The following is a 15,041-nucleotide window of genomic DNA, read 5'->3' on the forward strand; positions in this document are numbered from 1 at the left end:
CCGCTCCCCGCCCCTTCCGGCGCCTCGAAATCCCGATCTCGAAATCACGTTCACGATTTTTCGATCTCGAAGTCCTCGCGATCTCAAGGAGTCGATCCACCATGGCAGAGACGACTGTCCGCCGCGTCCGTCACACCCACCGCCCGACCGACTCGGAGCGCCAGAACGCCGCCGCCGCCCTGCAGCGGGCTCTCGACCGCAGGGACAACGGCGGCTCCACGGGCCACTGAGAGAGGTCAGCCGCGGCTGATCTCGAAGTGGTCGATGCGCTCGCCCGACTCGGCGAGCGCGGTCACCTTCATCCGGGCGTGCTGCCCGGGCTGCACCTCCACCGCGAGGAACGAGAAGCCTGTGTAACGCACCCGCGACCACTCCACGGTCTCGGTGGCCTTCCCGCTGCCCTTGACCACGTGGTACGTGTTCACGCTCTCCCGGTCATCGACGTGCCCCTCGTAGGTGTCCGGCGCGGGGAAGTCGTACAGCGCCTTGCCCGCGCCGCCCGCCGTGACGTACACGATGCCGTCCCGCGTCGGGTCGGTGCGCTCGCCGATCGGCACCTTGCGCTGGACCGCGTTCTTCAGGATCGCGTCCGTGCGCTCGTAGACGTGGTTGTGCCCGTTGATGACCAGATCCACCTGGTGCTTCTCGAAGAGCGGCACCCAGGCGTCGCGCACCCCGCCGTCCGAGGCGTGTGCGTTGGTCGTCGCTGATCCCGAAGTTGGCCGGGATCTCGTACGAGACGTCATTGGCGTCGAGGGCGATGACGCCCACGTTGCCGTGTACGAACGAGTACGCACCGGGCTGGTTCACCGGGTCCGGACCGTTGCCGGGCAGTGTCCAGCGCGCGTTCTGGCCGCCGTAGCCGTCCGGCGAGTACCAGGCCTCCATGTCGTGGTTGCCGGTGGTCACCATCCACGGCACGGTCTTCGACACGGTCTCCGTCTGCGCCAGGAACTGGTCCCAGGTGCGGGCGTCGTAGGTGTCGGTGCTCTGCCCGGAGCCGGACGGGTCGGCGTAGCAGATGTCGCCCGCGTGCAGGTGGAACGCCGGGTTCTGGCCCAGGATCAGCTGGTCGTTGCCCAGCGCGTGGTAGCTCACGCCCTGGTCGCCGAAGGCGGTGAAGGTGAAGGCCTCGGCGCGCGCGGGCGCGGTGATGAAGGTGCCGAGCGTGCCCAGGTTGCGGGGGTCGGCGGGGTCGAAGCCGTTGTGGCCGACGCCGTAGTAGTACGTCGTGCCGGGCTGCAGCCGCTCCAGGCTCGCGTGTACGTAGAACTGCTCGACGGCCGCGATCTTGCCGTCGTTCAGCTCGGGGGTGGTGAGGTGGCGCACCTCGGCGTCGATGCGGTGGCTCAGCGCCCACGGCTTGAGGCCGATGTGGATGTAGGGCTTCTTCACGGCGAACGGGACCTGCCAGGAGACCGCCATCTGCGTGCGCGGGCCGGCGCCGTACGCCAGGTGCCGCCCGAACGGCGCAACCAGCGATCCGTCCACCTGGGTGGAGGTGCGGCCGGAGGTGAGAACGGCCGGTGCCGCGTGGGCGGGCGAGGAGGCGAGTGCGGTGCCCAGGCCCGCGACGGCCGCGGTCGCCACGCTCGTACGGAGCACGCCGCGCCGGGTGAGCCGGGTGCGCAGGTATTCGTGCTGCTCGGCCATGCTCGTACGGCCGGCGAGTTGCTCGGGAATGCCGAAACGTGGGATGTCCATGGACGAGAACAGCCACCCGTCGCCTGACGCCATCGCCTCAGATAGGTGAACGGTACACGTACAGCTCCCATGTGTCCGTATGGTGGACGTAAAATGTCATGGGGTGGGACGCGCAGTAAGGTGCCGATATGTCTCACAGCATCAATCTCGCAGTGATCCCTGGTGACGGTATCGGCCAGGAGGTCGTGGCTCAGGGCCTCAAGGTCCTCAATGCTGTTCTCCCGCAGGATGTGAAGCTGGAGACCCAGGAGTTCGACTTCGGCGCCAAGCGCTACCACGCGACCGGTGAGACCCTCACCGACGCGGACGTCCAGGCGCTCAAGCGGCACGACGCGATCCTGCTCGGCGCGATCGGTGACCCCTCGGTCCCGTCCGGCGTCCTGGAGCGCGGCTTCCTGTTGAAGCTCCGCTTCCTCTTCGACCACCATGTGAACCTGCGGCCGTCGAGGCTCCTCCCGGGTGTCGCCACCCCGCTCAAGGGCCAGCCGGAGATCGACTTCGTCGTGGTCCGCGAGGGCACCGAGGGTCCGTACACCGGCAACGGCGGTTCGATCCGCACCGGCACCCCGCACGAGGTCGCCACCGAGGTCTCGGTCAACACCGCCTTCGGTGTCGAGCGCGTGGTCCGTGACGCCTTCGCCCGCGCCCAGGCCCGCCCGCGCAAGAAGCTGACGCTCGTTCACAAGAACAACGTGCTGGCCTACGCCGGGCACCTGTGGACCAACGTCTTCAACCGGGTCGCTGCCGAATTCCCGGACGTCACCACCGACTACCTGCACGTGGACGCGGCGACGATCTTCCTCGTCACGCAGCCCGAGCGCTTCGACGTGATCGTCACCGACAACCTCTTCGGCGACATCATCACCGACCTCGCCGCGGCCGTCTCCGGCGGCATCGGCGTCGCGGCATCGGGCAACATCAACCCGAGCGGCGAATTCCCCTCGATGTTCGAGCCGGTGCACGGCTCCGCCCCGGACATCGCGGGCCAGGGCAAGGCCGACCCCACGGCCACGGTCCTCTCCGTCGCCCTCCTGCTGCGCCACCTCGGCTACGAGACCGAGGCCGGGCGCATCGAGGACGCCGTCTCCGCCGACCTCGCGGAGCGGGGCGACACCCCCCGTACGACCGATCAGATCGGCGACGCGCTCGCGGTACGAGTAGCGAGCTGACCCGACGACTCCATTTTTCGAAGCCGCCGGGTCGCAACCGCACCCGGCGGCTTCTCCTCTGCGGTCCCGGGTGCCACCATCGACCACTGGACCGCATTCGCGTCATTTCGTGCACGGCCCCCCGGGAGCGATAATCGAACGGGGCCGTGGCTCGCCATGAAGCTCGGACGTCCTAGCACCTGTCTGACAGGAGCGGCGTGAGCGCGGTCCAACACACACAACCGGTGAAGGACACGCACTCATGACGACGCCCACGATCGAGCTCAAGCCCTCCTCGAACCCGCTGTCCGACGCGGAGCGCGAGGCGATCCTGGTCAAGCCCGGATTCGGCCGCTACTTCACCGATCACATGGTGACGATCAAGTGGACCGAGGGCCGTGGCTGGCACGACGCCCAGCTCGTTCCCTACGCACCGCTGTCGATCGACCCCGCCAACATGACCCTGCACTACGGGCAGGAGATCTTCGAGGGCCTCAAGGCCTACCGCCAGCCGGACGGCTCGGTCGCCACGTTCCGCCCCGAGGCCAACGCCAGGCGTTTCCAGGCCTCCGCGCGCCGGCTCGCCATGCCGGAGCTGCCCGTCGAGACGTTCATCGCGGCCTGTGACGCGCTCGTCCAGCAGGACGAGGCATGGGTTCCGGAGCACGGCGGCGAGGAGTCGCTCTACCTGCGCCCGTTCATGATCGCGGCCGAGGTCGGTCTCGGAGTGCGGCCCGCCAACGAGTACCTGTTCCTGGTGATCGCCTCGCCCGCGGGCGCGTACTTCCCCGGGGGCGTCAAGCCGGTCTCCATCTGGCTCTCCGAGGACCGGGTGCGGGCCGTCCCCGGCGGCATGGGCGACGCCAAGACCGGCGGCAACTACGCCGCGTCCCTCCTCGCCCAGGCCGAGGCCTCCGCGAAGGGCTGCGACCAGGTCGCCTACCTCGACGCGGTCGAGCACAAGTGGGTCGAGGAACTGGGCGGGATGAACCTGTACTTCGTGTACGGGAACAAGATCGTCACCCCGGCCCTGACCGGCTCCCTGCTCGCCGGTGTCACCCGTGACTCGCTGCTCAAGGTCGCCCGTGACCTGGGCCACGAGTCCGAGGAGGGCCGCGTCTCCATCGACCAGTGGCGCGACGACACCGCGAACGGCACGCTGACCGAGGTCTTCGCCTGCGGCACGGCCGCCGTCATCACCCCCGTCGGCACCGTCAAGTCCGCGGGCGGCGAGTGGACCCAGGGCGACGGCGCGCCCGGCGAGGTCACGATGAAGCTGCGCGAGCGCCTGCTGGACATCCAGCGCGGCGTCGCCGATGACACCCACGGCTGGATGCACCCGCTCGGCTAGCAGCCCCCTTACGTACGCGCGAAGGCCGCGCCCGGTTCTGCCGGGCGCGGCCTTCTGCATGTGCCGGGGTCTGTCGCGCTGTTCGAGCATCGCTCAATAGTGAGCCATTCAACCCTTCGATTCACGCTGATTCGCGGTTAGAGTGCTGCTCTAAACAGGAGGTGTACGGGCATGCGACTGACCCCGACGGAACGTGACCGGCTGCTGCTCTTCGGCGCCGCGGAACTGGCCCGGGCCCGCCGCGCCCGGGGCCTGAAGCTCAATGTCCCCGAGGCGACCGCATTGATCGCGGACACGGTCTGCGAGGCCGCCCGCGACGGGCGCAGGCTCGCCGAGGCCATCGAGGCCGCGCGCTGCGTGCTCGGCCCGGACGATGTCCTTCCGGGGGTCGCCGATGTCGTCACCGAGGTCCATGTGGAGGCCGTCTTCGACGACGGTTCGCGGCTCGCGGTGGTCTCCCGGCCGCTGGGCGACGGGCTCGGTGCCGACGCGCCCGGGGCCGTCCTCCCCGGCCCCGCGGTGCCCGAGCCGGAACCGGCGGCGCTGCTGACGGTCCGTAACACCGCGACCGTGCCGGTCTCCGTGACCTCGCACTTCCACTTCTTCGAGGCCAACCCGCGCCTCGACTTCGACCGGGCGGCCGCCTACGGGATGCGGCTGAGCGTCCCCGCCGGGTCCTCCGTCCGCTTCGGGCCGGGGGAGTCGGCCGAGGTGGGGCTCGTACCCATCGGCGGCGACCGGATCGCCATCGGGTTCGCCGGACTGGTCGACGGGCCGCTGGATGCGCCCGGCGCACGCGAGGAGGCCCTGCGGCGCGCGGCGGCCTGCGGATATCTGGGAGTCGGACGATGAGCATCGACCCTCACGAATACGCCTCCGTGCACGGCCCGCGCGCCGGGGACCGGGTCAGGCTCGGTGACTCCGGGCTGACCGTCCGCGTCGAGTCCGACGCTCAGCGGTACGGGGACGAGTTCCTTGCCGGATTCGGCAAGACCGCCCGCGACGGACTGCATCTCAAGGCCGCCGCCGTCCGCGACACCTGCGACGTCGTCATCAGCAATGTGCTGGTCATCGACGCCGTGCAGGGCATCCGCAAGGTGTCGATCGGCATCCGCGAGGGCCGGATCGCGGCGATCGGACGGGCCGGCAACCCGGACACCCTCGACGGCGTCGACGTTGTCGTCGGCACGGGGACCACCATCGTCTCCGGCGAGGGGATGATCGCGACGGCGGGAGCCGTCGACACCCATGTCCATCTGCTCTCGCCGCGGATCATGGAGGCCTCGCTCGCCTCCGGCGTCACCACGGTCATCGGCCAGGAGTTCGGCCCGGTCTGGGGCGTCGGCGTCAACTCGCCGTGGGCCCTGCGCCATGCCTTCAACGCGTTCGACGCCTGGCCCGTCAACATCGGCTTCCTGGGCCGCGGTTCGTCCTCCCACGAGGCCCCGCTGGTCGAGGCGCTCGCCGCGGGCGGGGCGTGCGGCTTCAAGGTCCACGAGGACATGGGCGCCCACACCCGCGCCCTGGACACCGCGCTGCGCGTCGCCGAGGAGCACGACGTCCAGGTCGCCCTGCACAGCGACGGGCTGAACGAGTGCCTGTCGGTCGAGGACACCCTGCGCGTCCTGGAAGGCCGCACCATCCACGCCTTCCACATCGAGGGCTGCGGCGGCGGCCACGTCCCCGACGTACTGAAGATGGCGGGCGTCGAGAACGTCATCGGCTCGTCCACCAACCCGACGCTGCCCTTCGGCCGGGACGCCGTCGCCGAGCACTACGGGATGATCGTCTCCGTACACGACCTCAAGACGGACCTGCCGGGCGACACCGCCATGGCCCGCGACCGCATCCGCGCGGGAACGATGGGCGCCGAGGACGTCCTGCACGACCTGGGCGCCATCGGCATCACGTCCTCCGACGCCCAGGGCATGGGACGCGCCGGTGAGACCGTACGCCGCACCTTCGCGATGGCCGGGAAGATGAAGGCCGAGCTCGGACCGATGGACGGCGACGGCCCCGCGGACGACAACGCCCGGGTGCTGCGCTACAACGCCAAGCTCACCATCAACCCCGCCATCGCCCACGGCCTCGCGCACGAGATCGGCTCCATCGAGACCGGGAAGCTCGCCGACATCGTGCTGTGGCGGCCCGAGTTCTTCGGCGCGAAGCCACAGCTCGTACTGAAGTCCGGTTTCCCGGCGTACGGGGTCACGGGCGACCCGAACGCCGCCACCGACACCTGTGAACCCCTGGTCCTCGGACCGCAGTTCGGGGCGTACGGAGCCACCGCGGCCGATCTCTCCGTGGCCTTCGTCTCGCAGGCCGCCACCCAGTTCGGCGCGGACCTCATGCCCACCCGCCGGCGCCGCGTCGGGGTGCGCGGCACCCGAGGCATCGGCCCCGGCGACCTCGTCCACAACTCCCGTACCGGAGAGGTCGCCGTGGACGCCCGCAGCGGTCTGGTCACCCTGGACGGAGACCCGCTGCGCTCCGAGCCCGCCGACTCCGTCTCCCTCAACCGCCTCTACTTTCTGTAAGGACCCCGCTGTGACCTTCCGCATGCCGCCCGAGTGGGCCCCGCACGAACGCACCTGGATGGCCTGGCCGGGCCCCAACCCCACCTTCGGCACCGACGCCGCACTGGACGAGGCCCGCGGCGCCTGGGCCGGTGTCGCCCGCGCCGTGCGCCGCTTCGAACCCGTCACGATGGTCGTCGGCCCCGGCCAGGAGGACGGCGCCCGCGCCCTCCTCGGCCCGGACATCGATCTCGCCGTCCGTCCGCTCGACGACGCCTGGATGCGCGACATCGGCCCCACCTTCGTCAGCGACGGGCATCAACTTGCCGCCGTCGACTGGACGTTCAACGGCTGGGGCGCCCAGGGCTGGGCCCGCTGGGAGCACGACCAGCACATCGCGCGCTCAGTCGCCGAGCTCGCCGACGTGCCCGTGCACAGCTCCCCGCTCGTCAACGAGGGCGGCGCCATCCACGTCGACGGCGAGGGCACCGTCCTGCTCACCGAGACCGTCCAGCTCGGCAAGGAACGCAACCCCGAGTGGACCAGGGCCGAGGCCGAGGCCGAGATCCACGCCAGGCTCGGCACCGAAAAGGCCATCTGGCTGCCGCGCGGACTGGCCGGTGACTACGGTACGTACGGCACCCTCGGCCATGTCGACATCGTCGCCGCCTTCGCCCGCCCCGGCACCGTCGTCGCCCATGTCCAGCCGGACCCGGCCCACCCCGACCACGAGATCACCCGCGAGACCGTCCGCATCCTGCGCGCCGCCACCGACGCCAGGGGCCGCACCCTGAACGTCGTGGAGGTCCCCGCCCCCACCGTGCTCAGGGCCGACGGGGAGTGGGTCGACTACTCCTACATCAACCACTACCTCTGCAACGACGGCGTGATCCTCTGCGCCTTCGACGACCCGCGCGACAAGGAGGCCGCGGCAATCTTCGGCGAGCTGTTCCCCGGCCGTACGGTGACACTCGTCGACGCCCGTACGATCTTTGCCGGCGGTGGAGGTGTCCACTGCATCACCCAGCAGCAGCCGAAGGTCTGAACCGTGCCCCCCGCTCCACGCCGCCGCAACACCGCCCCGCCCCGCGAGGACGTGCTGGCCGCCGCCATGGCCACCATCGCCGAACGGGGCCTGGACGGCCTCACCATGGCCGGGCTCGGCCGTGAGGTCGGCATGAGCAGCGGACACCTTCTCTACTACTTCCGCACCAAGGACGAACTGCTGCTCCAGACCCTGGAGTGGAGCGAGGGCCGGCTCGGCGCCGAGCGGCGCACCCTGCTGTCCGGGCGGACGGCGGTCCGCGAGCGGCTCGACGCGTACATCGATCTCTACCTGCCCGACGGCCACCGCGATCCGCACTGGACGCTCTGGCTGGAGGTCTGGAACCGCTCGCAGAACGCCGACGACGACGCCCGCGCCCGGCAGGCCGCGATCGAGGGCGCCTGGCACCGCGACCTGGTGGCGCTGCTGGCGGAGGGCGCCTCGCACGGCGAGTTCCGTACCGTCGACGCCGAACGGTTCGCGACCCGGCTGCGGGCCCTGCTCGACGGGTTCAGCGTCCATGTCGCCGTCGGCATCCCCGGTATGAGCCGCGGTCAAGTACTCGACCGGGTGAGGGAGTTCATCGACGACTCGCTCACCGCGCCGGAGCGTCCAGGGACGTCGTGAACGCAACGCACGTAAGTACGCGTGATCGTTGCCTGTTGCGCCCTTGTTACGCTCCCGGACATTCGGGCACGGTGAGTGACCATGGGACGAGAGCAGTGGAAGAAAATCTGGGTCGGCTCCGCCGGCAACATGGTCGAGTGGTTCGACTGGTTCGTGTACGCGACCTTCGCGGTCTACTTCGCGGATTCCTTCTTCCCCGAAGGCAATGAGACCGCCAACCTCATGAACACCATGGGCATCTTCGCCGTCGGCTTCTTCATGCGGCCGGTCGGCGGCTGGATGCTCGGCCGGATCGGTGACCGCAGAGGCCGCAAGGCGGCGCTCACCCTCACCGTCACCCTCATGTCGGCCTCCGCGGTCCTCATCGCGGCCGCGCCGACGTACGACGTCGCGGGATACGGCGGCGTGGCCGTCCTGCTGGTGGCCCGGCTGCTGCAGGGCCTCTCCGTCGGCGGCGAGTACGCCGCCAGCGCCACCTATCTGACCGAGGCCTCCGCACCCCACCGGCGCGGCTTCGCCTCCAGCTTCCAGTACGTGTCCATGACCGCGGGACAGCTCATCGGCCTCGGCCTCCTGATCATCCTGCAGCGCACCATGTCCGAAACGGCCCTGCACGGCTGGGGCTGGCGCATCCCGTTCGTTGTCGGCGCGCTCGGTGCCGCGGTCGTCTTCTATCTGCGCCGCTCGATGCTGGAGACCGAGGTGTACGCGAAGTCCGGCGCCGCCGAGCAGGAGGACCGCGGCACGCTGAAGGCGCTGTGGCGGCACAGGCGCGAGGCGTTCCTGGTGATGGCGCTGACCATGGGCGGGACCGTCGCGTACTACACGTACACGACCTATCTCACCAAGTTCCTCGCCAAGAGCGCGGGCATGGAGAAGTCCACCGCCTCGCTCGTCAGCTTCTGCGCCCTGTTCGTCTTCATGTGCATCCAGCCACTGGCGGGACTGCTCTCCGACCGGATCGGCCGCCGCCCGCTGCTGATCACCTTCGCGCTCGGCTCCACCTTCCTGACCGTGCCGATCATGACGATGCTCAGGCACGCGGGCACCTTCTGGCCCGCGTTCGGCCTGGCGCTCCTGGCCCTGGTCGTCGTCACCGGGTACACCTCGATCAACGCCTGTGTGAAGGCCGAGCTCTTCCCGACCGGCATCCGCGCCCTGGGCGTCGCCCTCCCGTACGCCATCGCCAACGCGCTCTTCGGCGGCACCGCCGAGTACGTGGCGCTCTGGTTCAAGAAGGCGGGCGTCGAATCCGGCTTCTACTGGTACGTGGCCGGCTGTGCCGCGGTCTCCCTGGTCGTGTACCTGACCATGCGCGAGACCCGTGACATCGACCTGGGCCGGGTCGGCGCCCGGGAGCCCGGACGCAAGCCGCGGGAGCGGGCAGGGGCCACCAGCGTCACGCCCGCATCCTGAGACGGGGCACGGCACGGAGGCGGCGCTGTGCAAGACTGCCTCCGTGTCCTCGTTCGTCATGATTATTGGCAACAGGCGCGCCGGTCCGCAGTGACCGTCCCGTACCACCATGTGCGGAGCGGCCACCGTGCCCCAGACCCGCGCGCAGACCTCTCGCACCCGCGAGGGGTTTTTTCGTTTTCCGGCCCTCACCTCGGCCGGGACGAGAAGTGCGCGGGATGATGGGGGCAAGTGGAGCCCGATCGTCCGGATCCACTCATCCGACAGGAGTCAGATTCAGCATGACCACCAAGGCCAAGGCCAAGGCCACCGACGACAGCTTCCATGTCTTCGACACCACGCTGCGCGACGGTGCACAGCGTGAAGGCATCAACCTGACGGTCGCGGACAAGCTGACCATCGCCCGGCACCTGGACAACTTCGGCGTGGGCTTCATCGAGGGCGGCTGGCCCGGTGCCAACCCCCGCGACACCGAGTTCTTCGCCCGCGCCCAGCAGGAGATCGAGTTCAAGAACGCCGAGCTCGTCGCCTTCGGTGCGACCCGCAGGGCCGGTGGCAGCGCCGCCGAGGACCCCCAGGTCAGGGCGCTGCTGGAGTCCGGCGCCCCGGTGATCACCCTGGTCGCCAAGTCCCACGACCGCCATGTGGAACTCGCCCTGCGCACCACCCTCGAAGAGAACCTGGAGATGGTCGTCGACACCGTCTCCTACCTCCGAGGGCAGGGCCGCCGGGTCTTCGTGGACTGCGAGCACTTCTTCGACGGCTACCGCGCCAACCCCGAGTACGCCAAGGCCGTCGTCCGCGCCGCCTCCGAGGCCGGTGCCGATGTCGTCATCCTCTGCGACACCAACGGCGGGATGCTCCCCGCCCAGGTACAGGCCGTCGTCGCCACCGTGCTCGCCGACACCGGCGCCCGGCTCGGCATCCACGCCCAGGACGACACCGGCTGCGCGGTCGCCAACACCCTGGCGGCCGTCGACGCGGGCGCGACGCACGTCCAGTGCACCGCCAACGGCTACGGCGAGCGGGTCGGCAACGCCAACCTCTTCCCCGTCGTCGCCGCCCTGGAGCTCAAGTACGGCAAGACGGTCCTGCCCGAGGGCGCACTCGCCGACATGACCCGCGTCTCGCACGCGATCGCCGAGGTCGTCAACCTGACGCCGTCCACGCATCAGCCCTATGTGGGTGTTTCCGCCTTCGCCCACAAGGCCGGACTGCACGCCTCCGCGATCAAGGTCGACCCCGACCTGTACCAGCACATCGACCCCGCGCTGGTCGGCAACACCATGCGGATGCTCGTCTCCGACATGGCCGGCCGTGCCTCCATCGAGCTCAAGGGCAAGGAGCTCGGCATCGACCTCGGCGGCGACCGCGAACTCGTCGGCCGGGTCGTCGAGCGGGTCAAGGAGCGCGAGCTCAGGGGCTACACGTACGAGGCCGCCGACGCCTCCTTCGAACTGCTGCTGCGCGCCGAGGCCGAGGGCCGGGTACGCCGCTACTTCCGCACCGAGTCCTGGCGCGCCATCGTCGAGGACCGCCCCGACGGCACGCACGCCAACGAGGCGACGGTGAAACTCTGGGCCAAGGGCGAGCGCATCGTCGCCACCGCCGAGGGCAACGGCCCGGTCAACGCGCTCGACCGGGCGCTGCGCGTCGCGCTGGAGCGGATCTACCCACAGCTCGCCAAGCAGGAACTGGTCGACTACAAGGTCCGCATCCTCGAAGGCCGCACCGGCACCGAGTCCACCACACGAGTCCTCATCACCACGGGCGACGGCGAGGGCGACTGGGCGACGGTCGGCGTCGCGGAGAACGTCATCGCGGCGTCCTGGCAGGCGCTGGAGGACGCCTACACCTACGGACTGCTGCGGGCCGGGGTCGAGCCCACGGAGTAACGGAGTACGTCATCGGCCGCCGGAAGGACCCGGGACCGGGCCCCTCCGGCGGCCGATGACACGGCGACGCCTACTGAAGATGCCACTTCTGGTTGGCCGCTCCCGTGCACGTCCAGATCTGGGCGCGGGCCCCGTTCGCCGTCGACTGGTCGGTGATGTCCAGACACTTGTCCGCTGCGGTGTTGACGACATCACCCGTCGTGGCGTTGTACGTCCAGCGCTGCGCCGACGAACCGTTGCAGGTGTACAGCTGGACCTTCGCACCATTGGCCGTCGACGCGGCCGTCACATCCAGGCAGGAGCCCAGCGCCTGGATCGAACCGTCCGTGCCGACCGTCCAGCGCTGCGCCGCCGAGCCGTTGCAGTCATAGAGCTGAACGGCCGTCCCGTCGGCGCCGCTGCCGCCCGCGACGTCCAGACACTTGCCCGCCGGGCCCGAGAAGACGCCCGAGGTGCCACCGGAACCGGACTGCGTCCCCGACCAGGTGAAGGTCGCCGATGTACGGCCGGGGAGCGAGTAAGTGAACTTCTGGCCACCCCAGTTGACCGTGATCTGCTGCGCCGACGTACCGCCGTTGTACGCGATCAGCGCCTTGGAGCCGTCCGGGTTGCGCCAGGCCACGTTGGGCACGGTGGAGCTGGCCGTCGAGGAGATCCGGGCGGCGCCGGGACGGACGAACTTCGTCAGATGGCCCATCGTGTAGTACTCGATGTTGTAGTCGACCTGGCCGCTCCTGCTGTCCCCGTTGTGCACGGTGATCAGGCCGTCGCAGGTGCCGCAGCCGCCGTTGTGCGGGCCGCGGTTCTGGTCCACGGCGAGGGACCACTTGGTCACCGACTTCGCCCAGTTGCGGGTGTAGTCGATGATGTTGAGCATGTCCTCGCGCTGCTGGTCGGCGATCCAGGTGCCGCCGGAGTGCTCGGTCTGGAAGGCGTCCATCGACGGGTACTGGTTGTGCACGGTGGTCTGCTTGGCGATGTCACCGCCGTAGCCGTGCCAGGCGACCCCGCCGAAGTTGGGGTGGCTGCGCACGGCCGGGTCGTCCACGGTGGCCGCGGCGTACGCGTCGTAGGTGTCCCAGTTCCAGTCGTGGGCCAGGACCTTGGTCGCGAGCCCCGCGGACTGGAGCTTCGGCAGCAGCTCGCTCTTGGTGAAGTACGCGAGCCCCGAGCCGTTCCAGCTCATCGACGGGTAGCCGGAGCAGCAGGTCGGCTCGTTCTGCGCGGTGACGTAGTCGACCGGAATGCCCTGGTCGCGGTAGGCCTGGAGGTACTTCACGAAGTAATTGGCGTAGGCGCCGTAGTTCTCCGCCTTCAGCCAGCCGCCGTTCAGCTGGCCGCTGTCCTTCATCCAGGCCGGGGCCGTCCACGGCGAGGCCACCGTCGTCAGCGCCGGGTTGAGCTGCTTGGCCTGCTTGGTGAGCGGGAGCACGTCCACCAGATCGTGTGCGATCGAGAAGTTGGCGAGCGTGGGGTCGCTCTGGCCGGCCGGTACGTCGTCGTAGGTGTAGCCGAACCGCGCCAGGTCCGAGCCGCCCATCGGATTGCGTACGAAAGAGAGCCCGATGCCGTCGGTGGGGGAGAACAGCTTCCTCATCGTGGCGTCGCGGGTCGCCTGGCTGAGCGCCCCGCTGCTCTTCATCAGATACGCGGCCGTGTCCGTGAACGAGGCGCCGCCGCCCGTGAAGGTCTGGTAGCGGGTGTTCTCGTCGACCGTGATGTTCGTACCGCTGCCGCCGTTGCCGGCGCCGAAGGTGACCGGGGCCTGGGCTTCGAGGCCGCGGGTCACATGGCGGCCGCCGGAGTCGTCGGTGGTGGTCAGCGCGATGTTCACGCTCTCGCCCGCGGCCTGGGCGGTACCGGACGAGAGCCCGGTGAGGCCGGCCGTGGCGAGCACGGCGGCGAGCAGCGCCCGGGCCGCTCTTCCTGATCGGATCATGGGCTGTTGCCTTCCTCGGCAGAGGTGTGGGGGAGTTGCCGTCGATCGAGGCGTGAGTGAACTGCCCTTACGGGTTCACGTCAAGAGGGCGTGCGTTCACAACCTGAACGCACGCCCCCGGTCCAACGCGTCTTGCCTGCACAGGAGATGGGTACGGACCAATGTCGGTGTGAAGTATTGACGGCTGTGTTCCAGCGGGGTTAACTCACGCCGCAACGCCGGTACCGGTTCCGGAACCGGTTGCGGTACCGGTTCCAGCCCCCTGTCCTGCCTTGTCCCCGGAGGCCCCGATGCGTGTCACCATCGCCGATGTCGCCCGCGAGGCCGGCGTCAGCAAGACGACCGTGTCCCGGGTCATCAACACCAAGGGAGAAGTGGACGGTTCCACTGCCGCCCGTGTTCGTGAAGTGATCGCACAGCTCGGCTATGTGCCGAGCTCGGGTGCCGTAGGTCTGGCCCGCGGCAGCAGCCGTACGGTCGGGATGCTGGTGCCCTCGCTCACCTGGCCGTGGATGGGTGAGGTGCTCCAGGGCGTCGTCGACACCGTCGAGGCCGCCGACTACGGGCTGCTGCTCTTCACCTGCAACCGCGGTGCCGAGTCCGTCCAGCGCTTCACCAGCCAGGTGTCGGCGCGCGCCTTCGACGGGCTCGTCGTCGTCGAACCCGAGAACACTCTCGACCATCTCACCGCACTGCACCGCGGCGGGCTGCCGATCGTCCTCATCGACGACCGCGGCCACCACCCCGAATTCCCCTCCGTCGTGACCACCAATCGCGAAGGAGGCGCGTCCGCCGCCCGCCATCTGCGGGCTGCCGGACGCACCAGACCCCTGGTCATCACCGGCCCCCAGAACTTCGGCTGCGTACGCGACCGGCTGGACGGATTCCGTACGGTCCTGCCCACCGATCTCGTGGTCCACGGGGACTTCACCGAAGGCTGCGGCCGACTGGCCGTGGAGCAACTCCTGTCATCGGGCGCGGAGTTCGACTCGGTCTTCGCACACAACGACATCAGCGCGGCGGGCGTGCTGAGGGCGCTGCGTGCTGCCGGGCGGTCCGTGCCGGACGACATCGCCGTGGTCGGCTTCGACGACATCCCGATGGCCGAGCACACCGAACCACCGCTGACCACCGTGCGCCAGCCCACCCGGCAGATGGGTGAGACGGCCGCGCGGATGCTGCTCTCCCACCTCGGCGGCACGGCCGTACCCGACGCGCCGGTCGTGCTGCCCACCGAACTGGTCGTGCGCCACTCGGCGCCGTAGCAGCCCGGCCGGCCCCCCGGCCACCTGCTCCCGCACAGCGTTCCGCGTACCAGCCGCACCATCAGTACTACCCGTACCACCCGCACCGCCCCGTACCGCCTGTACCCGGCGCGCCGAGCGCTGCCCACTTCCCGG

The 15,041-nt window shown here is 69.7% G+C and carries 11 protein-coding genes and 1 pseudogene; 10 read left to right on the top strand and 2 right to left on the bottom strand.

The features are described from left to right. Positions 1–101 precede the first annotated feature (101 nt). Positions 102–230, top strand: a complete 129-nt coding sequence (locus OG507_RS28680) for a hypothetical protein (protein WP_327370033.1) — start codon at positions 102–104, stop codon at positions 228–230. A gap of 6 nt (positions 231–236) precedes the next feature. Here the strand turns inward: OG507_RS28680 and OG507_RS28685 are convergent. Then, positions 237–1,704: pseudogene (locus OG507_RS28685) on the bottom strand (purple acid phosphatase family protein). Positions 1,705–1,832: 128 nt separating this feature from the next. On the opposite strand from OG507_RS28685, the gene OG507_RS28690 reads away from it, so the two are divergent. The 8 genes from OG507_RS28690 to cimA all read left to right on the top strand — a co-directional run bounded on the left by OG507_RS28690 (position 1,833) and on the right by cimA (position 11,702). Then, positions 1,833–2,873 (top strand): 3-isopropylmalate dehydrogenase, encoded by a 1,041-nt coding sequence (locus tag OG507_RS28690; RefSeq protein WP_327370034.1) that lies wholly within the window; start codon positions 1,833–1,835, stop codon positions 2,871–2,873. Between the two features lie 241 nt (positions 2,874–3,114). Further along, on the top strand, positions 3,115–4,203 hold the full coding sequence (locus tag OG507_RS28695) for a branched-chain amino acid aminotransferase (RefSeq protein WP_327370035.1): 1,089 nt from the start codon (positions 3,115–3,117) through the stop codon (positions 4,201–4,203). A 171-nt stretch (positions 4,204–4,374) separates the two neighbouring features. Next, complete coding sequence (gene ureA / locus OG507_RS28700) at positions 4,375–5,055, top strand: urease subunit gamma (RefSeq protein WP_327370036.1); 681 nt, start codon at positions 4,375–4,377, stop codon at positions 5,053–5,055. Beyond that, a complete protein-coding gene (locus tag OG507_RS28705; RefSeq protein ID WP_327370037.1) occupies positions 5,052–6,740 on the top strand; it encodes an urease subunit alpha in 1,689 nt (562 codons plus the stop codon). Before ureA ends, OG507_RS28705 begins: the two co-directional genes overlap by 4 nt. Positions 6,741–6,762: 22 nt before the next feature. Further along, entirely contained in the window at positions 6,763–7,764 is a 1,002-nt protein-coding gene (locus tag OG507_RS28710) for an agmatine deiminase family protein (RefSeq protein ID WP_327372139.1), read from the top strand. A gap of 3 nt (positions 7,765–7,767) precedes the next feature. Beyond that, on the top strand, positions 7,768–8,391 hold the full coding sequence (locus OG507_RS28715) for a TetR/AcrR family transcriptional regulator (RefSeq protein WP_327370038.1): 624 nt from the start codon (positions 7,768–7,770) through the stop codon (positions 8,389–8,391). Positions 8,392–8,472: 81 nt separating this feature from the next. Continuing rightward, positions 8,473–9,807, top strand: coding sequence for an MFS transporter (locus OG507_RS28720; protein WP_327370039.1), 1,335 nt, complete (start codon positions 8,473–8,475; stop codon positions 9,805–9,807). Positions 9,808–10,088: 281 nt separating this feature from the next. After that, entirely contained in the window at positions 10,089–11,702 is a 1,614-nt protein-coding gene (gene cimA, locus OG507_RS28725; protein ID WP_327370040.1) for a citramalate synthase, read from the top strand. Positions 11,703–11,772: 70 nt separating this feature from the next. On the opposite strand, the gene OG507_RS28730 is transcribed toward cimA, so the two are convergent. Continuing rightward, positions 11,773–13,641, bottom strand: coding sequence for a ricin-type beta-trefoil lectin domain protein (locus OG507_RS28730; RefSeq protein ID WP_327370041.1), 1,869 nt, complete (start codon positions 13,639–13,641; stop codon positions 11,773–11,775). Between the two features lie 290 nt (positions 13,642–13,931). On the opposite strand from OG507_RS28730, the gene OG507_RS28735 reads away from it, so the two are divergent. Continuing rightward, positions 13,932–14,906 carry a LacI family DNA-binding transcriptional regulator gene (locus OG507_RS28735; RefSeq protein WP_327370042.1) on the top strand — a complete coding sequence of 325 codons (975 nt, stop codon included), beginning with the start codon at positions 13,932–13,934 and terminating at the stop codon, positions 14,904–14,906. Positions 14,907–15,041 lie beyond the last annotated feature (135 nt).

The organism is Streptomyces sp. NBC_01217, from assembly GCF_035994185.1.
Classification (GTDB): Bacteria; Actinomycetota; Actinomycetes; order Streptomycetales; family Streptomycetaceae; genus Streptomyces.